Annotated in this window: 21 protein-coding genes; 6 read left to right on the forward strand and 15 right to left on the reverse strand. The window is 69.4% G+C overall.

The features are described from left to right. Positions 1–42: 42 nt before the first annotated feature. The 3 genes from A7B20_RS03945 to A7B20_RS03955 are packed head-to-tail and all read right to left on the reverse strand — an operon-like array spanning position 43 to position 4,693. Positions 43–2,814 (reverse strand): DUF4159 domain-containing protein, encoded by a 2,772-nt coding sequence (locus A7B20_RS03945; RefSeq protein ID WP_102107261.1) that lies wholly within the window; start codon positions 2,812–2,814, stop codon positions 43–45. After that, complete coding sequence (locus tag A7B20_RS03950) at positions 2,814–3,689, reverse strand: DUF58 domain-containing protein (RefSeq protein ID WP_102107262.1); 876 nt, start codon at positions 3,687–3,689, stop codon at positions 2,814–2,816. Before A7B20_RS03950 ends, A7B20_RS03945 begins: the two co-directional genes overlap by 1 nt. Further along, positions 3,686–4,693: an AAA family ATPase gene (locus A7B20_RS03955; RefSeq protein WP_102107263.1), complete on the reverse strand. Its 1,008-nt coding sequence runs from the start codon at positions 4,691–4,693 to the stop codon at positions 3,686–3,688. The genes A7B20_RS03950 and A7B20_RS03955 overlap by 4 nt, the downstream gene beginning before the upstream one ends. A gap of 83 nt (positions 4,694–4,776) precedes the next feature. Here A7B20_RS03955 and A7B20_RS03960 point away from each other — a divergent pair, with 83 nt between their 5' ends. After that, on the forward strand, positions 4,777–5,352 hold the full coding sequence (locus tag A7B20_RS03960) for a DUF1285 domain-containing protein (protein WP_245866533.1): 576 nt from the start codon (positions 4,777–4,779) through the stop codon (positions 5,350–5,352). Between the two features lie 229 nt (positions 5,353–5,581). Here A7B20_RS03960 and A7B20_RS03965 read toward each other — a convergent pair whose 3' ends face one another. The 6 genes from A7B20_RS03965 to A7B20_RS03990 form a co-directional block, all read right to left on the reverse strand. After that, positions 5,582–6,016 (reverse strand): F0F1 ATP synthase subunit epsilon, encoded by a 435-nt coding sequence (locus A7B20_RS03965; RefSeq protein ID WP_102107265.1) that lies wholly within the window; start codon positions 6,014–6,016, stop codon positions 5,582–5,584. A gap of 53 nt (positions 6,017–6,069) precedes the next feature. Beyond that, entirely contained in the window at positions 6,070–7,494 is a 1,425-nt protein-coding gene (gene atpD, locus A7B20_RS03970) for a F0F1 ATP synthase subunit beta (RefSeq protein WP_102107266.1), read from the reverse strand. 19 nt (positions 7,495–7,513) lie between these two features. After that, the gene (locus A7B20_RS03975; RefSeq protein WP_102107267.1) at positions 7,514–8,380 is read right to left on the reverse strand and encodes a F0F1 ATP synthase subunit gamma; all 867 of its coding nucleotides are present in this window, start codon (positions 8,378–8,380) and stop codon (positions 7,514–7,516) included. A 31-nt stretch (positions 8,381–8,411) separates the two neighbouring features. After that, complete coding sequence (gene atpA / locus A7B20_RS03980) at positions 8,412–9,950, reverse strand: F0F1 ATP synthase subunit alpha (RefSeq protein ID WP_102107268.1); 1,539 nt, start codon at positions 9,948–9,950, stop codon at positions 8,412–8,414. Then, positions 9,951–10,511, reverse strand: coding sequence for a F0F1 ATP synthase subunit delta (locus A7B20_RS03985; protein ID WP_172960957.1), 561 nt, complete (start codon positions 10,509–10,511; stop codon positions 9,951–9,953). Positions 10,512–10,914: 403 nt separating this feature from the next. Continuing rightward, the gene (locus A7B20_RS03990; protein WP_102107270.1) at positions 10,915–11,661 is read right to left on the reverse strand and encodes a class I SAM-dependent methyltransferase; all 747 of its coding nucleotides are present in this window, start codon (positions 11,659–11,661) and stop codon (positions 10,915–10,917) included. Between the two features lie 64 nt (positions 11,662–11,725). Between A7B20_RS03990 and gloB the strand changes: the two genes are divergently transcribed. The 3 genes from gloB (at position 11,726) to A7B20_RS04005 (ending at position 15,973) form a co-directional block, all read left to right on the forward strand. Beyond that, on the forward strand, positions 11,726–12,493 hold the full coding sequence (gene gloB, locus A7B20_RS03995; protein WP_102107271.1) for a hydroxyacylglutathione hydrolase: 768 nt from the start codon (positions 11,726–11,728) through the stop codon (positions 12,491–12,493). A gap of 175 nt (positions 12,494–12,668) precedes the next feature. Further along, complete coding sequence (clpA, locus tag A7B20_RS04000; protein ID WP_102107272.1) at positions 12,669–14,987, forward strand: ATP-dependent Clp protease ATP-binding subunit ClpA; 2,319 nt, start codon at positions 12,669–12,671, stop codon at positions 14,985–14,987. A 2-nt stretch (positions 14,988–14,989) separates the two neighbouring features. Further along, on the forward strand, positions 14,990–15,973 hold the full coding sequence (locus A7B20_RS04005; protein ID WP_102107273.1) for a M23 family metallopeptidase: 984 nt from the start codon (positions 14,990–14,992) through the stop codon (positions 15,971–15,973). A gap of 22 nt (positions 15,974–15,995) precedes the next feature. Here the strand turns inward: A7B20_RS04005 and A7B20_RS04010 are convergent, their stop codons facing one another. The 3 genes from A7B20_RS04010 to A7B20_RS04020 all read right to left on the reverse strand — a co-directional run bounded on the left by A7B20_RS04010 (position 15,996) and on the right by A7B20_RS04020 (position 20,319). Continuing rightward, the gene (locus A7B20_RS04010) at positions 15,996–18,509 is read right to left on the reverse strand and encodes a peptidoglycan -binding protein (RefSeq protein WP_102107274.1); all 2,514 of its coding nucleotides are present in this window, start codon (positions 18,507–18,509) and stop codon (positions 15,996–15,998) included. Between the two features lie 3 nt (positions 18,510–18,512). After that, on the reverse strand, positions 18,513–19,712 hold the full coding sequence (locus tag A7B20_RS04015; RefSeq protein WP_425437122.1) for a biopolymer transporter ExbB: 1,200 nt from the start codon (positions 19,710–19,712) through the stop codon (positions 18,513–18,515). A gap of 67 nt (positions 19,713–19,779) precedes the next feature. Continuing rightward, positions 19,780–20,319, reverse strand: coding sequence for a gamma-glutamylcyclotransferase (locus A7B20_RS04020; protein ID WP_102107374.1), 540 nt, complete (start codon positions 20,317–20,319; stop codon positions 19,780–19,782). 93 nt (positions 20,320–20,412) lie between these two features. On the opposite strand from A7B20_RS04020, the gene A7B20_RS04025 reads away from it, so the two are divergent. Both A7B20_RS04025 and A7B20_RS04030 read left to right on the forward strand, forming a co-directional pair. Then, a complete protein-coding gene (locus A7B20_RS04025; RefSeq protein ID WP_102107276.1) occupies positions 20,413–21,411 on the forward strand; it encodes a DUF2125 domain-containing protein in 999 nt (332 codons plus the stop codon). Continuing rightward, a complete protein-coding gene (locus A7B20_RS04030; protein ID WP_102107277.1) occupies positions 21,408–22,610 on the forward strand; it encodes a winged helix-turn-helix domain-containing protein in 1,203 nt (400 codons plus the stop codon). The genes A7B20_RS04025 and A7B20_RS04030 overlap by 4 nt, the downstream gene beginning before the upstream one ends. Before the next feature lie 144 nt (positions 22,611–22,754). On the opposite strand, the gene A7B20_RS04035 is transcribed toward A7B20_RS04030, so the two are convergent. The 3 genes from A7B20_RS04035 to hisC are packed head-to-tail and all read right to left on the reverse strand — an operon-like array spanning position 22,755 to position 25,575. Then, positions 22,755–23,573, reverse strand: a complete 819-nt coding sequence (locus A7B20_RS04035) for an extensin-like domain-containing protein (protein ID WP_245866536.1) — start codon at positions 23,571–23,573, stop codon at positions 22,755–22,757. Next, the gene (locus tag A7B20_RS04040; RefSeq protein WP_102107278.1) at positions 23,570–24,490 is read right to left on the reverse strand and encodes a prephenate/arogenate dehydrogenase family protein; all 921 of its coding nucleotides are present in this window, start codon (positions 24,488–24,490) and stop codon (positions 23,570–23,572) included. Before A7B20_RS04040 ends, A7B20_RS04035 begins: the two co-directional genes overlap by 4 nt. Continuing rightward, the gene (hisC, locus tag A7B20_RS04045; RefSeq protein WP_102107279.1) at positions 24,487–25,575 is read right to left on the reverse strand and encodes a histidinol-phosphate transaminase; all 1,089 of its coding nucleotides are present in this window, start codon (positions 25,573–25,575) and stop codon (positions 24,487–24,489) included. The genes A7B20_RS04040 and hisC overlap by 4 nt, the downstream gene beginning before the upstream one ends. Between the last annotated feature and the right edge of the window lie 104 nt (positions 25,576–25,679).

Genomic DNA, 25,679 nt, shown 5'->3' on the forward strand with positions numbered 1-25,679 from the left:
CGTATGCTTTCCTGCCGTGACTGTTCAACGGCGCGGTTTCACCTACTGCCCGAGACGGTCGAGCAGGGCGGGCACATGCACCTGGTCGGATTTGTAGTTGCCGGTCAGCACGTGCATGATCAGGTTCACCCCGAAGCGCAGCGCGATCTCGCGCTGCCGCTCTCCGGCATAGCCGCGGCCGACGGGGAACATCCGGTTGCCGCCCTCGTCCACCGCCCAGGCCGCCGCCCAGTCGTTGCCGCCGATCACCACCGGGGTCACGTTGTCGTTGAGGTTGCGGAACGGCATCCCCTCGACCTGCTCGGCGTCGGCCGGTGCCGCCTCGACCCAGACGTCGCGGCTGGCGAAGCGGCCGGGGAAGTCCTGGAGCAGATAGAAGGTGCGGGTCAGCACGTGGTCGGCGGGAAGCGGTTCAAGCGGCGGAACGTCCAGCGGCAGGGCCAGCTGCTGCAGCTTCCGCCCGTTGGGAGAACCGCCGCCGAAGCCCGCCACGTCGGCGTCGCGCGTGTCGAACAGGATCATCCCGCCCGTGCGCAGGTAGGTGTTGAGCCGGGCATAGGCCTCCTGGCTCGGCTGCGGCTGGTCGGGGGTCACGGGCCAGTAGAGGAAGGGGAAGAACGACAGCTCGTCGGTTTCGAGGTTCACCGCGATCGGCTCGGCCGGTTCGATCGAGGTGCGGGCGAACAGCGTCTCGGAGAGGCCGCGGAGGCCCGCCTGCGCGATGTCGTCCACCCGTTGATCGCCGGTGATGACATGGGCCAGCACCACCTCGGAGGTCGCCTTGATCGCGAACTCGTCCTCGGGCTTCGGCTGCGCACCCGAGGGCTGCGGCAGCGACAGGAGCATCAGCGCCAGCACCGCCGCCACGCTGCCCCGCGGCCCCGACAGCCGCCCGGCAAGCCAGAGCGAGGCGATCACGTCCAGCGCCAGCAGCCCGAGCGCGAGGGTCAGAAGCAGCCCCTTCAACGCCGTCTCCCGCGCCAGCGCCAGCCCCTCGACCGGGATCCGGTCGGGCCAGAGCGTCGGCTGCAGTTCGGTGTCGGCGCCGATCACGTTCAGCGCGATGCGCCGGTCGTCACCGGCATAAAGCCCCGGCGGCGTGGTCGGCGAAGGCGTCGCCGCCGCCAGATCCTCGCCGCTGATGCCGGGCAGCGTGCCCGCGTCCTCGATCTGGCCGAAGGCGTTCAGCACCGTGTCGGGAGCCCAGGTCGTGCCCGCCAGGTCATCGGCCGTGGGGCGCGCGGGGCGGGTCGAGACGGCAAGCCGCTCCAGCATCTGCACGAACAGGCCCGAGAGCGGCAGCGTCGACCACTCGGCGTTGGCGGTGACGTGGAACAGCACGATCTGCCCCTGCCCCACCCGCTTGCGCGTCACCAGCGGCGTGCCGTCCTCGAGCGAGGCGATGGACCGCTCGGCCAGGGTCGGGTCGGGCTGGGCCATCACCTGCGCGTTCACCGTCACGTCGTCGGGCACGGACAGGCCGAAGAAGGGCGAGCCTTCCGAGAAGGCGCGCAGCGTCTTCGGCTCTCCCCAGCTCATCGCGCCGCCCACGCTACGGCCGCCGGCGCGGAGGCGCACGGGCATCAGTGGATCCTCGGCATCGCGCGAGATGTCGCTGGCCGCCAGCCGCGGCCCGGCGAAGCGCAGCAGCAGGCCGCCCTTGTCGACCCAGTCGGTGATCGCCTCCTGCTCGGTCTCGGTCACGGTCGCGACGTCCGCCAGCACGATCACGTCGGGATTGGCCAGAAGCACGTCGTCGAGCGAGCCGTCGATCAGGTCGGCCGTCGGCGCCAGCGCCTGTTCGAGGTAGTGAGTCGGCGACAGCAGTTGCAGCGCCTCGCGGTCGTCGCGCCCCGAGATCAGCGCCACCTCGCGCCGCTTCAGCCCGTCGTCCGTGAGGCTGACCGCCCCGGCCGAGCGCCAGCCGTCGACCTGGAAGCGGGTGATCCGGTTCCTGAGCTCTGGCGGCAGCGAGAGCGAAAGCTCCGCCTCGTTCGCGCCGCCCTCGAAGCTCATCGTGCCGCGTGCCAGCTCCCGCTCCACCCCCGCGGGGTCGAGGCCAAAGCCCAGCACGTCGACCTCCTGCGGCTGCCCGCCCACGGCGCGGACGGCCGAGAGCGCGATCGCCCCGTCCTCGAACCGCGCGGGCTTCAGGCCGATCACCGGGCGCGGGCTTTCGAACACGCGCACCGGCCCACGGGATTCCAGCGCCGCCAGCACCGGCGCGCGCCAGTCGGCGGCCAGCCCGTCGGACAGCCACAGCGTCTCGAATCTGCCGGTCAGGCTTTCGGCCCAGGCCTGCACGGCCCCGGGGTCCGGCGACCATGCCTTCGGCGCCAGCGAGGGCAGCCGCGCCGCCCAGGCGTCGGCGGCCTGGAACGGCAGCTCGCCCGCGGTCGGCAGGTCGGTCAGGGACACCACCGCCGCCGTCCGCCCGTCGCGCGCCGCTTCCTCCAGCGCGCCGGCGATGCGGTCGGTGCGCCGCGGCCAGTCCCGCGCGTCGGCCCAGGTGCCGTCGACGAGAACCAGCATCGGCCCCGTCCCCGGCACCCGGTCGTCGGGGTTCAGCACCGGCCCGGCGAAGCCCAGGATCACTGCCGCCACCGCGAGGGTGCGCAGCAGCAGCAGCCACCACGGCGTCCGGTCGCTCTGCTGTTCCTCGTCGGTGAGGCCCAGCAGCAGCGCCACGCCCGGAAAGCGGCGGCGGATCGGCGCGGGCGGCACGGCGCGCAGCAGCACCCAGAGGATCGGCAACGCCACCAGCCCCAGCAGAAGCCAGGGCGCCGTGAAACCTATGCCGAAAAGCGTGAACATCAGTGAGCGTGCTCCAGTGCGCCGTAGAGCCAGAGCAGCGCGGCGCTCGCGCTCGCCCCCGTATGGTGGCAGTGGTACTGCCAGCCGGTGGTGCGGCAGAGATCGGCCAGCAGCGCCTTGCGCGCCGCCAGACGCTCGAGATACCGGCCGCGCAGGTCACCGGCCTTCAACGTCTCGTGGCGGACCGAGCCGCCGATGGATTCGAACACCGTGCGCCCGTCGAAGGGAAACGCCTCTTCCTGCGGGTCGAGGATGTGCAGGATCGCCCCCTTCACGCCCCGGTCCGCCGCCTTTGTCAGCGCCGCCGAGACGGGCTCGGGATCGCCCATGAAGTCGGACACGAACAGCGCGCGCGACCGCGGCAGCATCCCCCGCGCCTCGGGCACGCCGTAATCCGGCGCCTCGCCGATGTCGGACATCGCCGCCGCCAGCCGCAGAAGCTGCACCTGCCCCGAACGCGGCGGCAGGCCGAAGCCCGAAAGCCCCACCCGCTCGCCCCCGCGGATCAGCAGGATCGCGAGCGCCATGGCAAGGGTCCGCGCGCGCGACGCCTTGGTCGGCAGAGCCTTGTCCGAGGCGAAGTCCATGGACCGCGCCGCGTCGACCCAGAGCAGGACCGATTGCGCCGCCTGCCACTCCTTCTCCTGCACGAAATGCGCATCGGACCGGCCCGAGCGGCGCCAGTCGATGCTGCGCGCCTCGTCGCCGGGGATCGAGGGGCGGTACTGCCAGAACTCGTCGCCCATCCCCGCGCGCCTGCGCCCGTGGGCGCCCAGCAGGACGGACTGCGCCAGGTGCTGCGCATCCGCCATCAGCGGCGGCAGCGGTGCGGCCAGTCCCTCGGCATCGGCGCGGAGAAGGGCGGGATCGCTCACGCAGCCGCCTCGATCCGGGTGACCCCGGAGACGACTGAGCGGATCAGGTGCGGCAGGCTCTCGCCCCTTGCGCGGGCGGCGAAGGTCAGCGCCATGCGGTGGGTCAGCACCGGTGCCGCCATGGCCGCGACGTCGTCGGGCGAGGGCGCGAGACGCCCGTCGAGCAGCGCGCGCGCCCGGACCGTCAGCATCAGCGCCTGCGCGGCGCGCGGGCCGGGGCCCCAGCCGACGGAAGAGCGCACGATCTCGGGCGCCGTGGGATCCTCGGGACGGCAGGCGCGCACGAGGTCGAGGATCAGCTCGACCACCTTGTCGCCCACCGGCATCCGGCGCAGCAGCCGCTGCGCGTCCAGAAGCTCCTGCGCGCTGAACACGTTGACCGACTCCGCCTCGGCCACGCCGGTTGTCGCGATCAGGATGTCGCGCTCGGTGTCGCGGTCGGGATAGGGCACGTCGATCTGCACGAGGAAGCGGTCGAGCTGCGCCTCGGGCAGCGGATAGGTGCCCTCCTGCTCGATCGGATTCTGGGTGGCGAGGACGTGGAACGGCACGCCGAGGCCATGGGACTGGCCCGCCACCGTTACCGCCTTTTCCTGCATCGCCTGGAGAAGCGCGGACTGGGTGCGGGGGCTCGCGCGGTTGATCTCGTCGGCCAGCAGCAGCTGGCAGAAGATCGGCCCCTCGATGAAGCGGAAGGCCCGGCTGCCGTCCTGCGCCGTCTCCAGCACCTCGGAGCCGAGGATGTCGGCCGGCATCAGGTCCGGCGTGAACTGCACCCGCGCCCCGTCGAGCCCCATGACCGTGGACAGCGTGTCGACCAGCCGCGTCTTGCCGAGTCCCGGCAGGCCGATCAGCAGCCCGTGACCGCCGCAAAGCAGCGCCGAGAGCACGAGGTCGACCACGGTTTCCTGGCCGATGAAGCGGTTGGTGATGCTGTTCTTGGCCTCCGCCAGCTTTTCGCCCAGGGTTTCGATCTCAGCGATCAGCGTGTCGGCTTCGGCCATGACAGTTCTCCGATGGGGGCTACATGTCGTATTAGACAGACCTATCCTGTCGCGGACAAATGGCAAAAGCAAACAAGGCACAAATGATCGTGAAACCCGACGCCGACAGCCTCGCCAAGAGCGCCCGTGCCGCCTCGAAGGGCGGATTGCCGCCGGTGCACCTCTGGGATCCGCCCTTCTGCGGCGACCTCGACATCCGGATCGCCCGCGACGGCACCTGGTTCTACCTCGGCACCCCGATCGGCCGCAAACCCCTGGTGAAGCTCTTCTCCTCGATCCTGAAGAAGGAGGGCGACAGCTTCTTCCTCGTCACCCCGGTCGAGAAGGTCGGCATCACCGTGGACGACGCCCCTTTCGTCGCCGTGGACTTCACGGCCGAAGGCGAGGGCGCGGCGCAGTCCGTCACCTTCACCACACAGGTCGGCGACAGGGTGACGGCGGGTCCCGAGCATCCGATTCGCGTTCTGCGCGACCCCGGGACCGGCGAACCCTCGCCCTACGTCATGGTGCGCGGCGGCATGGAGGCGCTGATCGACCGCAAGAGCTTCTACCGCCTGGTCGATATCGGCGAGGCCGCCCCGCACGAGGGCAAGGACTGGTTCGGCGTCTGGTCCGAGGGCCGCTTCTTCCCGATCATCCCGGTGGACCAGCTTAGCTGACCCGCCGATCGCTGCTTTCCGGATCTCCCCGCCGGAGGCTCCGGCGTCCCGGTCCGCGGCGGGGGCTGGAGCGTCTCGCGATGAGTTGCGGCCTGCGCCGGCGGCGAGGGCGGGAGCGAGGGGCGCTGCCCCTCGCGCTCCCCGGGATATTTGGAAAGCAAAGATGCACGGGAGACGAAAAAGGCCCCGGACTGCCGGGGCCTTCGGAGTGATCGGTCGATGGGTGCGGTCAGAGGTTCGGCACCTTGGGGTCGAGCCCGATGTGTGTGCCCGCCGCGACCATGTCGTTCAGCAGCTTGGCCGCATCGTCCACGGGGCCGGGTTCGTTGTGGAACTCGCGGGCCTTGGCATGGGCCTCGGCCGCCTCCTTCACCCAGTCGTCGATGTGCGCCTGGGTGACGTCGCCGCGGGCGAGCGCGCGCTCGGCCAGGACGGTCACGCCTTCGGCGCCGATCTCGGCGAAGCCGCCGGTCACCATGTACTCGGTCGTTCCCTCCGGCCCGGTCGCCTTCAGGATGCCAGGGCGCAGGGTGGTGATGGTCGGCGCGTGCTGGGGCATCGCGGTCATGTCGCCCTCGGCGCCCGGGATCTGCACCTCGGTCACGTCGAGCGAGGCGAGCCGCCGCTCGGGGCTGACCAGGTCGAATTTCATCGTCTCTGCCATGATGGCTCCTTGCAGTCGGGACCGGCCCCGCGCGGTGCGGGGCCGTCAGGCGATCAGGCGGCGTCGGCGGCCATCTTCTCGGCCTTGGCCTTCACCTGCTCGATGCCGCCGACCATGTAGAAGGCGCCTTCCGGCAGGTGGTCGTACTCGCCCGCGACCACGGCCTTGAACGAGGCGATGGTTTCCTCGAGCGGCACCTGCACGCCGGGCGAGCCGGTGAACACCTGGGCCACGTCGAAGGGCTGCGACAGGAAGCGCTGGATCTTCCGGGCGCGGGCCACGGTCAGCTTGTCGTCTTCCGACAGTTCGTCCATCCCGAGGATCGCGATGATGTCCTGCAGCGACTTGTAGCGCTGGAGGATCCCCTGCACGTCGCGGGCGACCTGGTAGTGCTCCTCGCCGACGACCTGCGGGTCCATCAGGCGCGAGGTGGAGTCGAGCGGGTCCACGGCCGGATAGATCCCGAGCTCGGAGATCGCGCGGCTGAGGTTGGTCGTCGCGTCGAGGTGGGCGAAGGAGGTCGCCGGGGCCGGGTCGGTGAGGTCGTCCGCGGGCACGTAGATCGCCTGCACCGAGGTGATCGAGCCGGCCTTGGTCGAGGTGATCCGCTCCTGCAGGGCGCCCATGTCGGTCGCCAGCGTCGGCTGGTAGCCCACGGCGGAAGGAATGCGGCCGAGAAGCGCCGACACCTCGGAGCCCGCCTGGGTGAAGCGGAAGATGTTGTCGACGAAGAACAGCACGTCGGTGCCGGACTGGTCGCGGAACTGCTCGGCCAGGGTCAGGCCGGAGAGGGCGACGCGCATCCGGGCCCCCGGCGGCTCGTTCATCTGGCCGTAGACCAGGGCCACCTTCGACTCGGTCAGGTTGTCGGGCACGATGACGCCGGATTCGATCATCTCGTGATAGAGGTCGTTGCCCTCACGCGTCCGCTCGCCCACGCCGGCGAAGACGGAGAAGCCCGAGTGCACCTTGGCGATGTTGTTGATCAGTTCCATGATCAGAACCGTCTTGCCCACGCCGGCGCCGCCGAACAGGCCGATCTTGCCGCCCTTGGCGTAGGGGGCCAGCAGGTCGATCACCTTGATGCCGGTCACGAGGATCTCGGACGAGGTCGCCTGCGCGGCGAAGTCGGGGGCGGGCTGGTGGATCGAGCGGTGCTCGTCCGCGTTCACGGGGCCGCCCTCGTCCACCGGCTCGCCGATGACGTTCAGGATCCGCCCGAGCGTCGCGTTGCCGACGGGCACGGTGATCGGGCCGTCGGTGTCCGTCACCTCGGTGCCGCGGACCAGGCCTTCGGTCGCGTCCATGGCGATGGCGCGCACGGTGTTCTCGCCGAGGTGCTGGGCCACTTCCAGCACCAGGCGCTTTCCGTTGTTGTCGGTTTCGAGGGCGTTCAGGATCTCGGGCAGGTGGTCGGTGAACTGCACGTCAACGACGGCGCCGATGACCTGTGTGATCTTGCCTTTGGCTTTTGCCATGTTGTGTCTCCGGTTCGTCTTAGAGGGCTTCGGCGCCCGAAATGATTTCGATCAGCTCGTTCGTGATGACGGCCTGGCGCGAGCGGTTGAACTCGATGGTCAGGTCCTCGATCATCTCGCCGGCGTTGCGGGTCGCGTTGTCCATGGCGCTCTGGCGGGCACCCTGTTCGGACGCGGCGTTCTCCAGCAGCGCGGTGAAGATCTGCGTCGCCACGCCGCGCGGCAGCAGGTCGGCCAGGATGCCTTCCTCGCTGGGCTCGTAATCGTAGAGCGTGCTTTCCTCGGCCTCCTCGAAGGTCGCCGGGATGATCTGCTGTTCGGTCGGGTGCTGGGTGACCACGTTCTCGAACCGGCTGTAGTAGATGTTGCAGACGTCGAACTCGCCCGCGTCGAACCGGCCCAGGATGTCCTTCGCGATCTCCTGCGCGTTGGCATAGCCCACGCGCTTGACCTCGCTCAGGTCGATGTGGCCGACCAGCTTGTCGCCGTGGTCGCGGCGCAGCATGTCGCGGCCCTTCTTGCCGACGGTCAGCACCTTGACGGTCTTCCCCTCGGCCACGAGCTTTTCGAGCCGGGCGCGGCACTTGCGGGTGATCGACGAGTTGAAGCCGCCGCAAAGGCCCCGCTCGGCCGTCATCAGCACCAGCAGATAGGTCTGGTCGCTGCCCGTGCCGGCCAGGAGCTTGGGCGCGCTGTCGCTGCCCTGCACGGACTGGGCCAGCCCCGACATCACGGCGTTGAACCGTTCGGCATAGGGGCGGGCCATTTCGGCAGCTTCCTGGGCGCGGCGAAGTTTCGCCGCGGCCACCATCTGCATGGCCTTCGTGATCTTGCGGGTCGACTTGACCGACGCGATCCGGTTCTTCAGATCCTTGAGGCTGGGCATTCAGCTGTCCTTTTTGGGCCTGTTCGGGTCTTCAAGCGGCGAAGTCGTCGGCGAATTCCTTGATCGCCGCGCGGATCCGGTCCTCGGCATCGCCCTTCACCTTCGGATCCTCGTTGGTGATCCAGTCCAGCAGGTCCCGGTGCTTGGTGCGCAGGTGCTTCAGCAGGCCGGCCTCGAACCGGCCCACGGCCTTGACCGGGATCTTGTCGAGATAGCCCTTGGTGCCGGCGAGGATGACGCAGACGATTTCCGCATTGGTCAGCGGCGAATACTGCGGCTGCTTCATCAGCTCGGTCAGGCGCGCGCCGCGGTTCAGCAGCTGCTGGGTCGAGGCGTCGAGGTCCGAGCCGAACTGCGCGAAGGCCGCCATCTCGCGGTACTGCGCCAGCTCCAGCTTCACCGGGCCCGCGACCGACTTCATCGCGTTGGTCTGCGCCGAGGAGCCCACGCGCGACACCGACAGGCCGGTGTTCACGGCGGGGCGGATGCCCTGGTAGAACAGTTCGGTTTCCAGGAAGATCTGGCCATCGGTGATCGAGATCACGTTGGTCGGAATGAACGCAGACACGTCGCCGCCCTGCGTCTCGATGATCGGCAGCGCGGTCAGCGACCCGGCGCCGTTGTCCTCGTTCAGCTTCGCCGAACGCTCGAGCAGGCGGGAGTGGAGGTAGAACACGTCGCCCGGGTAGGCTTCGCGCCCGGGCGGGCGGCGGAGCAGCAGCGACATCTGGCGATAGGCCACGGCCTGCTTCGACAGGTCATCGTAGATGATGAGCGCGTGGCGGCCGTTGTCGCGGTAGTATTCCGCCATGGCGGTCGCGGCGTAGGGCGCGAGGAACTGCATCGGCGCGGGGTCCGAGGCGGTGGCGGCCACGATGGTCGTGTATTCGATGGCGCCCGTCTCTTCCAGCTTCTTCACCAGCTGGGCCACGGTCGAACGCTTCTGGCCGACGGCGACGTAGATGCAGTAGAGCTTGTCGCTCTCGTCCTTGGCGGCGTCGTTGTACGACTTCTGGTTCAGGATCGTGTCGAGCGCCACGGCGGTCTTGCCGGTCTGGCGGTCGCCGATGATCAGCTCGCGCTGGCCGCGGCCGATCGGGATCATGGCGTCGACGGCCTTGAGGCCGGTCGCCATCGGCTCGTGCACCGACTTGCGCGGAATGATGCCCGGCGCCTTCACGTCGGCGACGCGACGCTCGGTCGCCTCGATGGCGCCCTTGCCGTCGATCGGGTTGCCGAGGCCGTCGACCACGCGGCCGAGCAGGGCGTCACCGGCGGGCACGTCCACGATGGAGTTCGTGCGCTTGACGACGTCGCCTTCCTTGATGTCGCGGTCGGAGCCGAAGATCACGATGCCGACGTTGTCGGATTCGAGGTTCAGGGCCATCCCGGCGATGCCGCCCGGAAACTCGACCATCTCGCCGGCCTGCACCTTGTCCAGGCCGTGAACGCGGGCGATCCCGTCGCCGACGGACAGCACGCGGCCCACCTCGGCCACATCGGCTTCCTGTCCGAAGTTCTTGATCTGGTCCTTGAGGATCGCAGAAATCTCGGCTGCTTGGATACCCATTTATCCGACCTCTTTCATTCTGTTCTGGAGTGCGTTCAGCTTCGCGCGGATCGAGGTGTCGATCATCTTGGAGCCGACCTTGACGATGAGTCCGCCGATGAGCCTGTCATCCACGGACATGTTGATCTTGACGTCCTTGCCCACCGACTTCTTCAGCGTCTCGGCCAGGGCGGCCTTCTGCTCGTCCGACAGCGCCTGCGCGGCGGTGACGTCGGCGGTGATCTCGCCCTTCGCGTCGGCGATCATGTCGCGCAGGATGGCGAGCATCGCGGGGACGACGAAGAGGCGGCGCTTGGAGGCCATGAGGCGCAGCGTGTTCGCGAAGATCCGGCCGAGCCCCATCTTGTCGGCGATGGCGCCGATGGCGTTCTGCTGCTCGTCCCGGCTGTAGATCGGCGAGTGGATCAGCGCCCGGAAGTCTTCGCTTTCCCTCAGCGCGGCGTCGAGCGCGTCTGCGTCCTGCTGCAGCTTGTCGAGCCCGCCTTCATCCTGGGCCAGCGAGAAGATGGCCGACGCATAGCGTTCGGCAATACCTGAGGAGATCGAAGCCGGTTCTGACACATCCACCCTTTCGATGCCGTTTCGCCCGATGTGGTCCCGCGCGAGGGACCGTCTGGGCAATTCAAAAGACGCGCCCTCACGGACACGTCATAAAAGTCGGCGATGATGTAGCAGAGGGTTTCCGGCCCCGCAACCTGTTAAGACGCTGGAAATCGGCCCTCCCGGTCGGGGCGCGGGGGTCCGCCGGGGCCGGTGCGCGGGGGGGCTTCCGCGGTTTCCGGCACCGCTGCCCGGGCCGGTCCCGGCCGGTCCCGGAACGGGCCATCCTGCCAGCATCCTTGGGAAAAGAATGTTGCGCGGCGGACTGCGGCGCGGCTTTTCCGCCCGGCGTTCGGGGGGCGCGACGGGGCGGCCGGCGCGATTTGTCGCAAGCGGTGCGGCGAGCAGGAACGACCTGCGCGCGTCAGGCCGGTTTCGGTTCCGGCGCGGCGATGCCGTCGAGCATCCGCAGCGGACGGCGCAGGGATTCGCGCAGGCCGGTGCCCGCCGGGCGCGGCACCTGCTTGGACACCTCGACGATCAGCACGCCCCCGGCATAGCGGCCCGAAACGCTCTGCCCCACCCGCTCCATCAGCGGCCCGGCCTTCAGCCAGAACCGCTTCTCCGAGGGCGGCTGGAACAGCGCGGCGAGGTGGCGCTCGGGGATCAGGCCGTGGCCCTTCAGCTGGGATTCGAGCTGGCTGAGGCTGTAGGGGCGGCCGAAGCCGAAGGGCGTCTGGTCGCGCCGCGCCCACATGCCCGCGCGGTTCGGCACGATGAACATGCCCCGCCCGCCGGGCCGCAGCACCCGCCAGCACTCCTCCAGCACCGAGGCGGGATCCTCGCTGGTCTCGAGCCCGTGCATCACCACCAGCCGGTCGATGGAGCCGGCATCGAGCGGCCAGAGCGTCTCTTCGCAGAGCACCGAGATGTTCGGCTGCCCGGCGGGCCAGTGCATCACCCCCTGGGGGCCGGGCATCAGGCCGATCACCCGGCGCGACTCGTCCAGGTAGGGGCGCAGCAGCGGCACCGCGAAGCCGAACCCGGCCATGCTGATCCCCGGCGCGGGCGGCCACATCGCCACCAGCTGCCCCCGGATCGCCTTCTGCGCCGCACGCCCGAGCGGGGTGCGGTAATAGAAGGTGCGAAGATCGAGGACGTCCAGATGCATTGCTGCCGCCTGCGATTGCTGAAAGACTGAAATCGAAAACCGGAACAGCCGAGGTACGAAGACCATGACCCTGGAACTTGTCACCGTCCCCTGCCTCTCGGACAATTATGCCTTCCTGCTGCACGAGGGCAACAGCGGGGCCACCGCCCTGATCGACGTCCCGGAGGCCGCGCCGATCGCCGCCGCGCTGGAAGAACGAAGCTGGACCCTGAGCGAGGTCTGGATCACCCACCATCACGCCGACCACGTCCAGGGGCTGCCGGATCTCGCCGCCGCGAAGGGCGCGAAGGTGACGGGGGCCGAGGCCGACGCGCACCGCCTGCCCGACCTCGACCGACGCGTGAAGGACGGCGACACCTTCGACTTCGCGGGGCACGAGGTGCGGGTGATGGACGTCTCGGGCCACACGAAGGGCCACATCGCGCTGTACGTCCCCGACGCGAAGGCCGTGTTCACCGCCGACAGCCTGATGGCCCTTGGCTGCGGCCGGCTGTTCGAGGGCACGGCCGAGATGATGTGGGCCTCGCTGTCCAAGCTCGCCGCGCTGCCTGCCGACACCACCGTCTGCTCGGGCCACGAATACACCGCCGCCAACGCCCGCTTCGCCCTGACCGTCGAGCCCGGCAACGCCGCCCTGCAACGGCGCGCGCAGGAGATCGAGGCGGCGCGGAGCGAAGGGCGGCCCACCGTCCCCTCGTCGCTGGCCGAGGAACTGGCGACCAACCCGTTCCTCAGGGCGGGATTGTCAGAGGTGAAATCGGGATTAGATATGTCGGGCAGCAGCGACGCGGAGGTCTTCGCCGAAATCCGTCGCCGCAAGGACAACTTCTGAGACTGCGTGTTTTTGTGACGTCCCTGCCCGCTCTGCGCCGCTGGCCTTCAAAATGTGACCGCCAGACCAAAGAAAAGTCTTGAAGCGTCGTTACAAAAAACCAAGCTTTAAGATTGAAAGGCCACGGTTGTGAAAGGTCACACCCTTTCCGGCCCAGACAAGAGGAGCACTCAACGTGCCTTCATTCTCATCGACCCTCGAGCAAGCCATTCACTCCGCCCTGGCCCTGGCCAACGCGCGCAGGCATGAACTTGCCACCCTGGAACACCTGCTGCTGGCTCTGACCGACGAGCCGGACGCGGCCAAGGTGATGAAGGCGTGTTCGGTGGATCTGGAAGACCTGAAGACCACCCTGGTGGAATTCATCGACGATGACCTTTCGACCCTGGTGACCGACGTGGAAGGCTCCGAAGCCGTTCCCACGGCCGCCTTCCAGCGCGTGATCCAGCGCGCCGCGATCCATGTGCAATCCTCCGGCCGGACCGAGGTGACGGGCGCCAACGTGCTTGTCGCCATCTTCGCCGAACGCGAGAGCAACGCCGCCTATTTCCTGCAGGAGCAGGACATGACCCGCTATGATGCGGTCAACTTCATTGCCCATGGCGTCGCAAAGGATCCGTCCTTCGGCGAAAGCCGCCCCGTCACGGGCGCACCCGAGGCCGAGGAGGACGGGACCGTGGAAGACGGAGACCAGAAGGAATCCGCGTTGTCGAAATACTGCGTCGACCTCAACTCGAAGTCGCGCAAGGGTGATGTCGACCCCCTCATCGGTCGCGAGCACGAGGTCGAGCGCTGCATCCAGGTGCTCTGCCGCCGCCGCAAGAACAACCCCCTCCTCGTCGGCGATCCCGGCGTCGGCAAGACCGCCATCGCCGAAGGCCTCGCCCGCAAGATCGTGAAGGGCGAGACGCCGGAGGTGCTGTCCTCGGCCACCATCTTCTCGCTCGACATGGGAGCGCTGCTGGCCGGCACCCGCTATCGCGGCGATTTCGAGGAGCGGCTGAAGGCCGTCGTGACCGAACTTGAGGCGCATCCCGATGCCGTGCTGTTCATCGACGAGATCCACACGGTGATCGGCGCCGGTGCCACCAGCGGCGGCGCGATGGATGCCTCCAACCTCCTGAAGCCCGCGCTTCAGGGCGGCAAGTTGCGCTGCATGGGCTCCACCACCTACAAGGAGTTCCGCCAGCACTTCGAGAAGGACCGCGCGCTCAGCCGCCGGTTCCAGAAGATCGACGTGAACGAACCCTCGGTCGAGGACACCATCAAGATCCTGAAGGGTCTGAAGGAGTATTTCGAGGACCACCACCACATCAAGTACACTTCCGACGCGATCAAGACCGCGGTGGAGCTGTCGGCCCGCTACATCAACGACAGGAAGCTGCCCGACAAGGCCATCGACGTGATCGACGAGGCCGGCGCGGCGCAACACCTCGTGGCCGAAAGCAAGCGTCGCAAGACCATCGGCACCAAGGAGATCGAGGCCGTCGTCGCCAAGATCGCCCGCATCCCGCCGAAGAACGTCAGCAAGGACGACGCCGAGGTTCTGCGCGACCTCGAAGGTTCGCTGAAGCGCGTGGTGTTCGGACAGGACGCGGCCATCGTAGCGCTGTCCTCGGCGATCAAGCTGGCCCGCGCGGGCCTGCGCGAGCCGGAGAAGCCCATCGGCAACTACCTGTTCGCGGGGCCCACCGGCGTGGGCAAGACCGAGGTGGCGAAGCAGCTGGCGGACACGCTGGGTGTCGAGCTGCTGCGCTTCGACATGTCCGAGTACATGGAGAAGCACGCGGTCTCGCGGCTGATCGGCGCGCCTCCGGGCTATGTCGGCTTCGACCAGGGCGGCATGCTGACCGATGGCGTGGACCAGCACCCGCATTGCGTGCTGCTGCTCGACGAGATCGAGAAGGCGCATCCGGACGTGTTCAACATCCTGCTGCAGGTGATGGACCACGGCAAGCTGACCGACCACAACGGCCGAGCGGTGGATTTCCGGAACGTGATCCTCATCATGACCTCGAACGCGGGGGCCGCCGACATGGCGAAGGCCGCCATCGGCTTCGGCCGCGACAAGCGCGAGGGCGAGGATACGGCGGCGATCGAGCGGACCTTCACGCCGGAGTTCCGCAACCGCTTGGACGCCATCATCTCGTTCGGCGCCCTGCCGAAGGAGGTCATCCTGCAGGTGGTCGAGAAGTTCGTGCTGCAGCTCGAGGCGCAGCTGATGGACCGCAACGTGACCATCGAGCTGACCGACGCGGCGGCCGAGTGGCTGGCCGACAAGGGCTACGACGACAAGATGGGCGCGCGACCGCTGGGCCGCGTGATCCAGGAGAACATCAAGAAGCCGCTGGCCGAGGAACTGCTGTTCGGCAAGCTCGCCAAGGGCGGCGTGGTGCGCGTCGGCGTGAAGGACGGCAAGATCGACCTGATGATCGACCCGCCCGAAACGCGGCGGCTCTCGTCGAAGAAGCCGCCGCTGCTGACCGCGGACTGAACATGCGCTTCGCCAAGGCCCCGGCTGCGGCTTTCGTGCTGACATGGTCCCTCGCCTCCCTCGCGGAGGCGAGGGATCCGCTTCTGAACGTTCCCGTCGACTGCAAGCTCGGGGATACCTGCCACATCCAGCAATATACCGACAGCGATCCCGGCCCCGGCGCCGCCGATTACACCTGCGGGCCGCTCAGCTATGACGGGCACAAGGGCACGGATTTCGCCCTGCCTTCCCTTGCCGCGGCCGCGCGCGGGGTCGATGTCTATCCTGCCGCGCCCGGCACCGTCACCGGCGTGCGCGACGGGATGGAGGACGTGCTGCAGGGCCGCCCAGACTCCCCCGATGTCAGCGACCGCGAATGCGGCAACGGCGTGGTGCTGAGCCACGGCGACGGCTGGGAGACGCAGTATTGCCACATGAAGCGCGGCTCGGTGAAGGTGCGGCGCGGACAGCGCGTGACCGAGACCACCGTGCTGGGCCAGGTCGGCTACAGCGGCATGGCCGAATTCCCCCACCTTCACCTGTCGGTCCGCCAGGACGGCCAGGTGGTGGATCCGTTCAATCCCACCGGCGCCACCGCCTGCGACAGCCCGCCCGAGAGGACGCTGTGGCAGGATCCGCCCGCCTACCACCCCGGCGGGCTGATCTCGGCGGGGTTCGGCGACGCGCCGCCCGACTATGACGCCGTGCGCGCGGGCACCTACGACGTGGCGCGTGTGCCGCCTTCGGCCCCGGCGCTGGTTCTCTGGGGTTTCGCCTATGGCGGCCGGGAGGGTGACGTGGTCCACCTGTCCTTCGGCGGCCCGGACGGCGCGGTGATCGACACCACCGCGACGCTGGAGAAGGACCAGGCGCAGTTCTACCGCGCCGCGGGCAAGCGGACACCGCCGGGCGGATGGCCCGCGGGTCTCTACCGCGGCGAGGTGACGATGCTGCGCGACGGGAAAGAGATCGACCGCCGCGCGGTCGAGGTGACAGTGGCGCGTTGAGGGGCCCCCGGCCCCGCCGCCCCTAGCGCTCGGTCAGCTTCAGCTCGATCCGCCGGTTCTGCGCCCGCGCCTCGGGCGTGTCGGCGGGATTCACGGGATAGAACTCGCCGAAGCCCGTGGGCGCGAGGCGGTTGGGCGGGAAGCCCAGGTCTTCGGTCATGTAGCGCACCACCGACAGGGCCCGCGCCTGGCTCAGCTCCCAGTTGTCGGCGTACTTGGCGCCGGGATTGAGCGGCACGTTGTCGGTGTGCCCGTCCACCCGGATCACCCAATCGATCCCCGGCGGGATGTCCTTCGCCACGTCGAACAGCAGCCGCGCCACCCGCCCGATCTGCGACCGTCCTTCCGGCGACAGGTCGGCCGAGGCGCTTTCGAAAAGCACCTCGGACGAGAAAACGAAGCGATCACCAACGATCCTCACACCCTCGCGGTTGCCCAGGAGATCGCGCAGCTTCCCGAAGAACTCGGACTGGTAGCGTTCCAGCCGCTGCCGTTCCGCCGCCTCCAGCTCGGCCCGGCGCTTCTGCTCGATGGCGGTGCGGGCCAGGGCCGCGTTCAGGTCCTGCCCCAGGGATTCGATCCGCACCTTCGACGCCGCGTCCTTCTCGGCCGCGAGGTCCAGCAGCGCCTGAAGCTGGTCGAGCTGCGCGCGCAGGTCGCCGACCTGCTGGTTCAGCGCGGCGACCTGCCGCTGGCTGGCCGCCGACTTCGCCTCCTCGGTCTCGAGCTGCCGGTTCGCCGCCGCCAGGAGCGCCGCGCGCCGTTCCGCCTCGCTCATCTGGTCGTCGACCTTGCGCTCGGCCGCCAGCTTTGCCGCCAGCGCCGCCTGCAGCTGCTCGCGCAGGGAGTCCCCGGCATCGGCGGCCCCGCGCAGGGCCGCGACTTCGGACTGCGCGGCTTCCAGCGCGGCGGCAAGGCGGTCGCGCTCGTTCGCCTCGCGGCCCGCGGCCTTGCGCAGGTCGGCCACCTCGGCCTGCGCCTTCGCCAGCCTGTTGCGCGCGCTTTGAAGGTCGCCCTCGTAGGCCAGCTTCGCCGCCTCGGCCGCCTTGAGCGCATCGGAGATCGCGGCCAGCTCGTCCGTCGCCGCATCGCGCTGCTGCAGCGCATCGCGCAGCAGGGCGTCGGCGTTGGCCGCCTTGTCCTCGGCCGTCTCCCGCGCGGAGAGCGCCGCGGACAGCGCCGCCTCGCTGTCCGCAAGGCGGTCCGTCGCCTGCCCCTTCTCGGCCAGGGCGGCGGTCAGGCGCGCGGTCAGATCCTCGGCCGTGCCGATGGCGTTCTCCAGCGCGGCGCGGGCGGCGGCAAGATCATCGGCGGACTGCTTCTGCGCCAGCAGGGCGGCGGCCAGGCGGGTGTTCAGCGCGGTGCGGTCGGCCTCCAGCGTCTCCAGCTCGGCCGCGCTCCGGTCGCTTTTCAGAAGGGCATCCGCCAGCTTGCGGTTCAGCGCGCTTGCATCCGCCTCGGACTGGTCGAGCGCGATCTGCAACGCGGCGATCTCTTCCTTCGACTTGTTCTGCGTCAGGAGGGCGAGCGCCAGCTTGCGGTTCAGGTCGGCCTTGTCCTGCTCCAGCGCGGCGATGCTTTCGGCGTTCTGGTCGCGCGACAGCAGGGCCGCAGTCAGCCGCGCGTCCAGGTCCTTTTCCGCGGACTGGGCCGCCGCCAGCAGGGTCAGTGTTTCCTCCGCCTTCCTGCGCTGCTCTTCCAGCGCAAGGGTCATCGCCGTCAGCTCGGAGTCCGCCGATGCCAGCTTCTCGCGCAGGGCCTTCGCCGCGGCGGTTTCGGCCAGTCGCGCCTCCTCCTCGGCCGAGAGCTTCTCCTCGGTCTCCGACAGCCGCGCCCTCAGGTCGGCCTGCGCCTTGTCCCCCGCGTCGAGCTTGGCGAGCGCGTCGGAGAGCGAGCCCTCGCGGTCTTCCACCGTCTTGCGCAGTTGGGCCGTCATCGCCTCCAGCGCCTCGCGGCGGGCGGCGGCAAGGCGGGCCTGTTCGGCCTGCGCGTCGATCTCGTCCCGCGCCTGGGCGAGGGCCAGCTGCATCTGCTCCTGCTCGCTCATCAGGCGGGTGCGGGCATCCTCCAGCTCCTTCACCGAGGCAGTCAGCCGCACCCCCTCGTCCCGGGCCGCGTCGCGCTCGGCCATCAGGCTTGCCACCTGGTCCTCGAACGAGGCGATCTTCTGCTCCTGCTCGGCGGTGCGGGCGCTGAGGCTCGCGATCAGCCGGTCCTGCCGCGCCGCTTCCTCGGCCGCGGCGTCCACCTGGTCCGACAGTTCGGACGAGCGGGTCTTCTCGATCCCGAGCAGCCGGGTCAGCCCCGCCACCTCGTCCGAGAGGCTGGCGAGGGATTCGTCGCGCTGGCGCAGCTCGTCCTGCTGCTTCTCCAGTTCGCTCTCCTGTCCCGATATCTCCTCGCGCAGGACGAACTGCACGACCATGAAGATCGTGAGCACGAACATCATCACCAGGAGCAGCGCCGTCATCGCATCGACGAAGCCCGGCCAGATGCTGGCCGACATCCGTTGCGTCGCGCGACGGGACAGCGCCATGGCCTAGCCCCGTCCGCTTCCGGCCTGGGCGGCATCGGCGCGGCCCTGCCCGCGCACGGCGCGCACCAGCGCCTTGATGTCCTGGCGCAGCTCGGCGGTGCTTTCCTGCCGCCCGGCCGCCACCTCTTCCAGCAGCCGCAGAAGCTGCACGTCGATCGAGCGCAGGCGCATCCGGCTTTCGGCGTCGATCCCGCTGCCGCCGCTTTCCGCTTGCGCCTCCAGCGCCTCGGCCAGCCGCTCCTGCCCGAGCGCGACGCGGTCGAGCGCGCCCTTGACGCTGCCGTCCTCCTGCATCCGCCGCGTCATCGCCTCGATCGCGCTGGCAAGATCGCCCAGCCGCTCCTCGGTCAGGGTGCGGCCCACCTCGCTGTCGGTGAAGAGCTGGGTCAGCCGGTCCATCTGGCGGGTCATGTGCTCCATCAGGCCCGCGATCATCGCCGCGTCGCCCTGCCCCTCGCCGTCGCCGCCCGCGGCGATGCCGATCCTCGTGATGCTCGACAGCCATTCCTCGAGCTCGCGGTAGAAGCGGTTCTGCCCGTGGCTCGCGAACAGCTCCAGGAGGCCGACGACCAGCGATCCGGCAAGGCCGAGGAGCGAGGACGAGAACGCCACGCCCATGCCGCCCAGCTGGGATTCCAGCCCGCTCATCAGCCGGGCAAAGACCTGCATCCCGTCCTCGCCGTTCTGCGGGGCAAGGCCGCGGATCGTCTCGACGATGGCCGGGACGGTGGTGGCGAGGCCGTAGAACGTGCCGAGGAGGCCGAGGAAGATCAGCAGGTTGACGATATAGCGCGTGATGTCCCGCGCCTCGTCGATCCGGGTCGCGACCGAGTCCTGGATCGAGCGCGAGGAGGAGGCCGAGATCTGCATCTCGCGCCCGCGCGAGCGCAGGAGCGCCGCCAGCGGCGCCAGCAGCCGCGGCGCCTTGACGAACTCGTGGCCCGGGTTCTCGGCCACGAAGCCCTCGATCCAGCCGACCGACTGGAACAGCTGCATCACCTGCCAGAAACAGGCGAGGATGCCGAGGATGAAGACCACGGCGATGAAGCCGTTCAGCCAGGGGTTCGCCAGGAACACCGGCGCCACGCTCGGGAAGGCCACGTAGGCGCCCATGGCGACAAGGACCAGGACCACCAGCATCATCACGAGCTGGCGCACCGGCTGGGTGAAATGGGCGTCCGAAGAAAGTTCCGGGCGGCCGATCATGGGCATGTCCTGACGCTTGATTTCGCACCGCAGCATAGTGACATCGCCGCGGATATCCAAGCGGCTAAGGATTTTGCGCCGCGGTGAGGATTTCGCGCACCCGCGCGTCCAGCCAGTCGAGCGCGGGATCGGGAATCTCCATCTGGTGCAGGTGGGCGACGGTGTTGAACAGGTACTCGGTGTTCGGCCCCCGCCCGCCCACGGCGCGGGCGATGATCCGCGCCTGTTCCTCCAGGGCCAGCCCGCCGCAATACTGGACATGGGCGGTGTCGACGACATAGGCCACCGCCTCTACCCGCCGCCCGTCGTCGAGGTCCAGCGGCAGCACCCGCTCGACATAGGCCGAGGAGATCAGCTCGCGGTCGCGCAGGTATTGCAGCGTCGCCGCCTCCGCCCCCGGTTCCACCCGAAGGCCCAGCCCGGTGCAGACCGACCCCGGCTCGGGGTCCAGCGCCAGCACCAGCCCCGGCGCCTCTTCCGTGCCGCGGTGGTGGATCGAGCGCATGCAGAAGCTGCGGGCGTGGTCCGCGAGCGTCGCCACCCGCTGCTCGGCCACCGGGAAGCCGGGGTTCCACAGCAGCGAGCCGTATCCGAACACCCACATCGGCTTTCCCTGCATCCACTGGCCCTCCTGTTGCCGGGCCTGTAAACACCGAATGGACGGAAGACGAAAGAGCGGGACAGGGACGCGGGCGCGATGCGGAAACTTCTGGTGGTGATCCTGGTCGCGGCGGCGGCCTGGAGCGGGTACTGGTTCGTCGGTTCCTCGGCCGTGGAGCGCGGCCTGACCGCCTGGTTCGCCGCCCAGGAGACCCGCGGCTGGACCGCCGATTACTCCAGCCTCGCCACCCGGGGGTTCCCCAACCGCTTCGACACCACGATCGAGAACGTCGAACTGGCCGATCCCGCCACCGGGCTCGGCTGGTCGGCGCCCTTCGTGCAGATCCTCGCGCTCAGCTACAACCCGACGAAGATCATCCTCGCCTTCCCGCACACCCAGACGATCGCCACCCCGGCCGAGGAGATCACGCTGGACAGCAGCCAGATGCGCGCCAGCGTCGCCTTCGTGCCCGGCACCGACCTCGAGCTCGATCACCTGACGGCGGTGGCGGACGCGGTGGCGGTCTCTTCCGACACCGGCTGGGGCGCGACGATGGAGCAGCTGCGCTTCGCCACCCGGCCCGCAACGGGGGTGCAGCACGCCCACGACATCGCCCTCGCCGCCACGGACATCGCCCCGTCCGAAGTGCTGCGCGCCCGGCTCGACCCCGCCGTGAGCCTGCCGGAGAAGGTGCAGAGCATCACGGTTGCCACAACCGTCGGCTTCGACGGGCCGTGGAACCACTTCACCCTCTCCGACGCGCATCCGAAGATCACCAGCCTCGACGTGACCGAGACGCGGATCGACTGGGGCGACATGAGCCTGCGGGCCGCGGGCCGCCTGACCCCCGACGCGAACGGCCGGGCCGAGGGCGAGATCACCGTGAAGGCGACCGAGTGGCGGCAGATGGTCGGCGTCGCGGTCAGCCTCGGCCTTGTGCCCGGCGGCGCCTCCGACAGGGTGATCCGCGCGCTGGAGCTGATGGCGCGGGGCACGGGCGACGCTAAGGTGCTGGAGCTGCCCCTCACCTTCGCCGACGGCCGCGTCTCGCTGGGCCCCGTCCCCCTCGGCCCCGCGCCCTTCCTCGTGCGATGAGCCTGCCGCGTCTCGACAACCGCACGGCGCGACGGCTGTTCCTCGACCGCCACGCCCTGCTGGAAGCGCCGACGGGACCGGCGAAGGGCGAAGCCCTGCTGGACCTGGTGCACCGCCTCGGCTTCGTGCAGATCGACAGCGTCTCGACGGTCGAGCGGGCGCATCACATGATCCTGCACGCCCGGCGCACCGCCTACCGCCCCCCGGCGCTGGCGCGGCTGCTGGAGCGCGACCGCACCCTGTTCGAGCACTGGACCCACGACGCCGCGGCGATCCCGATGGACTTCCTGCCCCACTGGCGGCTCCGCTTCGCGCGGTCGCAGGAGCGGCTGGAGGAAAGATGGCGCACATGGCGGCGGGAAGGCTACCAGGAGGAGTTCGGCAACGTCATCGCCCGGATCCGCGATCACGGCCCCTGCCGGTCAGACCACTTCGCCGACCGCGCGACCGGCAAGACCGGCGAAGGCTGGTGGGACTGGCATCCGTCGAAGACCGCGCTGGAGTTCCTCTGGCGCTGCGGCACCCTCGCCGTCTGCCGACGCGAGGGGTTCCGCAAGGTCTATGACCTCGCCGAAAACGTCTATCCCGACTGCGACCACCCCCTCGACGAGGCGGCGACGATCCATTGGGCCTGCACCGCCGCGCTCGACCGGCTGGGCTTTGCCACCTCCGGCGAACTGGCCGCGTTCTTCGCCCTGATCTCCCCCGCCGAGGCGAAGGCCTGGTGCGCCGACGCCCTGGCGCGTGGCGAGATCGAGGAGATCGAGGTCGAGGGCGCCGACGGCCGCCCGCGCCGCCACATCGCCCGCCCCGGTACGGTGGAGACGGCCGCGACGCTGCCCCCGCCCCCGGGCATGATCCGCGTCCTCAGCCCCTTCGACCCTGCCCTGCGCGACCGGAAGCGGGCCGAGCGGCTGTTCGGCTTCGACTACCGGATCGAGATCTTCGTGCCCGCCGAGCAGCGCAAGTACGGCTACTACGTCTTCCCGCTGCTCGAGGGCGACCGCCTGGTCGGCCGCATCGACATGAGCGCCGACCGCGCCTCCGGCGTGCTGAGCGTCACGGCGCTCTGGCCCGAGCCGGGGATCCGGTTCGCCACGACCCGCCTCGCGCGGCTCGACGCCGCGCTGGAGCGCACCGCCCGCCTCGCCGGGGCCGAACGCGTCAGCTTCAGCGAGGGGTGGCTGCGGCAGGTCTGACCTTCGACCGACACGCCGCCCGGACCTTCCTCGCGTGTCCGGCGTCACGCTGTGGGCATTTCAGGTGGAGAAGAGCCATGGGCTTCTTCTTTGTCAAAATACTCCCCCGCCGGAGGCGTCCCGAAATCGAAGCCCGCGCCGCCGTCAGCGGCAGTAGGACCCGCTGCGATAACGCGCCGTGTCGAGGTGGAAGTGGTCCTGGTGGTGCCGGTCCGCGGCCGGTCCGAGAACGGTGCCGAAGGGACCGCAGGCGGCGCGGTGCATGGTCTTCATCATCGCGGCGTGGTCCGGGTTGCGCCAGCCCTTCAGCACCGACAGTTCGGCGCCGTTCCTCAGGACGATGGCCGAGATGTCGATGGCCCGGCCCTTGCCATGCTCGGACAGCTTCGCGCCCTTCACGTTGTTGCGCCCGCGGCAGACATAGCTGGCCGCGACCCGCAGCTTCGCCACGCCGCCGCCAAGGCGGCCGACCACCGGTGTCACGCCGCGGTCGACCCAGGACTTCAACGCCTTCGCCGTGGTGCAGTCGACCGTGGCGGGGGTGGTGAGCGTGACGCCCGAGACGGCGGTCAGCTGCACCGGATCCTCGATCCCGCAGCCGTTCAGCCGCCCGCCGATCGGCGACATCTTCCGCCCCTCTATCCCCGGATCGCCGCAGATCGCGCCCTTGCCGTAGGTGATCTTCGGCTGCCGGGCGAAGCCCGCGCGGATCACGTTGGTGCGCCGCTTGAGGTTCTCGGGGCGCACCGGCGGGCGCACGGACTGCGCCACCACCCCGGCGATGGCCGCCTGCACCACCGTCGTCGGCCGGGCGACGGGGGCGCCGAGGTCCAGCGGCGCGGCGCGGCTGACGGTGTCGGCGTCGCGATGCTGCGGGCGCGGCGACGCGGCAGGCGGTTCGGCCTGCGCGGCTCCGGCGGCAAGCGTGCAACACAGGAGGAAAAGTCCGGGGGTCTGCTTCATTTCACCTTCACACCGCGTCCGAAATCGGGGGCCGACGTGTCCTGTCCGGCCTCGATGATTCCCCTCCGGATAGCACGGGTGCGGGTGAAATAGTCGAAAAGATGTTGTCCGTCGCCCTTGCGGATCGCCCGCTGGAGGGCGAAAAGCTCTTCCGTGAAGCGGCCGAGGATCTCCAGCGTGGCGTCCTTGTTGGTCAGGAACACGTCCCGCCACATCGTCGGATCCGAGGCCGCGATGCGGGTGAAGTCCCTGAAACCGGCTGCGGAATACTTGATCACCTCGCTGTCGGTGACGCGGCGCAAGTCGTCCGCCACGCCGACCATCGTGTAGGCGATGAGGTGCGGCGTGTGGCTGGTGACGGCCAGCACGAGATCGTGATGATCGGCGTCCATCACCTCGGTGTTGGCGCCGATCCTCTCCCAGAGGTCGCGCAGCCGCGCCAGCGCCTCGGGATCGGTGTTCTCGACCGGCACCAGCAGGGTCCAGCGGTTGTCGAACAACTCGGCGAAGCCCGAGCGGGGGCCCGAATGTTCGGTCCCCGCCAGCGGATGCGCCGGGATGAAATGCACGCCCTCGGGCAGGTGCGGGCCGACCGCGGCGATGACCGCCGCCTTGACCGACCCGACGTCCGTCACCGTCGCCCCGGGCTTCAGGTGGGGCGCCATCTCGGCGGCGACGTCGCCCATGGCGCCCACCGGCACGCAGAGCACGACGAGGTCGGCGTCCGTCACCGCCTCGGCCACCGTGTCGGTGACGCGGTCGACCAGCCCGATCTCGGCGGCGACGGCCCGGGTGTCGGCCGAGCGGGCGGTGCCCACGATCTCTCCCGCGAGGCCGGCGCGGCGCATGGCAAGGGACATGGAGCCGGCGATCAGCCCGAGGCCGATCAGCGCGACCCGGTCGTAGATCGGTGTCATCCGCGCGTCTCCTTGAAGTTGGAGATGGCATGGACCACGCGGCGGCACGACGCCTCGTCGCCGACGGTGATGCGCAGGCAGTTGGGCAGCTTGTAGCCGCCCATCTTCCTCACGATCAGCCCCTCGTCCCGCAGATGCGCCTCGCAGGCGTCGGCCTGCGCCGTGTCGTCGAAGCGCGCCAGCACGAAGTTCGCGCAGGAGGTGTCCGAGGGCACGCCGATCTCGGCCAGCGCCTTGGCCATCCAGGTGCGCATCCGCGCATTCTCGGCCCGGCAGCGTTCGACGTGGTCCTGGTCGCGCAGCGCGGCCTCGGCGGCGGCCATCTGCAACTCGGACAGGTTGAAGGGGCCGCGCACCCGGTTCAGCGCGTCGATCACGTGGGCGGGGCCGTAGCCCCAGCCGATCCTGAGCCCGCCAAGGCCGTAGATCTTCGAGAAGGTGCGGGTCATGAACACGTTGTCGCGCTTGTCCACCAGTTTCGCCCCGCCGTCGAAATCCTCGACATACTCGGCATAGGCGCCGTCGAGCACCAGCAGGACGTGGGCGGGCAACTCGGCCGCGAGCCGCCCCACCTCGTTGCTGCCGATCATGGTGCCGGTCGGGTTGCCGGGGTTGGCGATGAACACCAGCCGGGTGCGGAAGTTGCAGGCCTCGATGATCGCGTCGACGTCGACCTTGCGCTCGTGCTCGCGCACCTCGATCGGCGCGGCACCGGCGGCCAGGGCCGAGATGCGGTACATGCCGAAGCCGTGCTCGGTATGGATCACCTCGTGGCCCGGCCCGCCATAGGCCTGGCAGAGCATCGAGATGATCTCGTCGCTGCCGTTGCCGCAGATGATCCGCTCGGGGTCCAGCCCGTGGACCTCGCCGATGGCGCGGCGCAGCGGGCCGTGATCGGTCGAGGGATAGCGGTGCAGGCTGTGCACCGACTTGCGGATCGCCTCCCGCACCGAATCGGAGGGGCCGAACGGGTTCTCGTTGCTGGACAGCTTCACGACATCGCGGGCGCCCGGCAGCTTGCTTTCCCCTCCGACATAGGGCGCGATTTCAAGGACTCCGGGCTTCGGCTGGATGGCATGTGTCATGTCAAAAACTCCCCTCGGCGGCTTCTAGCCGGGCCATGAGAACAAAACCAGATGACATGTTGCCCGTGCAGCACAGTTGCCGATTTAACCGGCAGGTGCGGTTT

Source organism: Oceaniglobus roseus, from assembly GCF_002869745.1.
Lineage (GTDB): Bacteria > Pseudomonadota > Alphaproteobacteria > Rhodobacterales > Rhodobacteraceae > Oceaniglobus > Oceaniglobus roseus.

Coding starts and splice junctions, on each gene's coding strand:
- A7B20_RS03945 (WP_102107261.1), bottom strand. CDS start 2,814: ATGTTCACGCTTTTCGGCATAGGTTTCACGGCGCCCTGGCTTCTGCTG.
- A7B20_RS03955 (WP_102107263.1), bottom strand. CDS start 4,693: ATGGCCGAAGCCGACACGCTGATCGCTGAGATCGAAACCCTGGGCGAA.
- A7B20_RS03960 (WP_245866533.1), top strand. CDS start 4,777: ATGATCGTGAAACCCGACGCCGACAGCCTCGCCAAGAGCGCCCGTGCC.
- A7B20_RS03965 (WP_102107265.1), bottom strand. CDS start 6,016: ATGGCAGAGACGATGAAATTCGACCTGGTCAGCCCCGAGCGGCGGCTC.
- atpD (WP_102107266.1), bottom strand. CDS start 7,494: ATGGCAAAAGCCAAAGGCAAGATCACACAGGTCATCGGCGCCGTCGTT.
- A7B20_RS03975 (WP_102107267.1), bottom strand. CDS start 8,380: ATGCCCAGCCTCAAGGATCTGAAGAACCGGATCGCGTCGGTCAAGTCG.
- atpA (WP_102107268.1), bottom strand. CDS start 9,950: ATGGGTATCCAAGCAGCCGAGATTTCTGCGATCCTCAAGGACCAGATC.
- A7B20_RS03990 (WP_102107270.1), bottom strand. CDS start 11,661: ATGCATCTGGACGTCCTCGATCTTCGCACCTTCTATTACCGCACCCCG.
- gloB (WP_102107271.1), top strand. CDS start 11,726: ATGACCCTGGAACTTGTCACCGTCCCCTGCCTCTCGGACAATTATGCC.
- A7B20_RS04005 (WP_102107273.1), top strand. CDS start 14,990: ATGCGCTTCGCCAAGGCCCCGGCTGCGGCTTTCGTGCTGACATGGTCC.
- A7B20_RS04010 (WP_102107274.1), bottom strand. CDS start 18,509: ATGGCGCTGTCCCGTCGCGCGACGCAACGGATGTCGGCCAGCATCTGG.
- A7B20_RS04020 (WP_102107374.1), bottom strand. CDS start 20,319: ATGTGGGTGTTCGGATACGGCTCGCTGCTGTGGAACCCCGGCTTCCCG.
- A7B20_RS04025 (WP_102107276.1), top strand. CDS start 20,413: ATGCGGAAACTTCTGGTGGTGATCCTGGTCGCGGCGGCGGCCTGGAGC.
- A7B20_RS04030 (WP_102107277.1), top strand. CDS start 21,408: ATGAGCCTGCCGCGTCTCGACAACCGCACGGCGCGACGGCTGTTCCTC.
- A7B20_RS04035 (WP_245866536.1), bottom strand. CDS start 23,573: ATGAAGCAGACCCCCGGACTTTTCCTCCTGTGTTGCACGCTTGCCGCC.
- A7B20_RS04040 (WP_102107278.1), bottom strand. CDS start 24,490: ATGACACCGATCTACGACCGGGTCGCGCTGATCGGCCTCGGGCTGATC.
- hisC (WP_102107279.1), bottom strand. CDS start 25,575: ATGACACATGCCATCCAGCCGAAGCCCGGAGTCCTTGAAATCGCGCCC.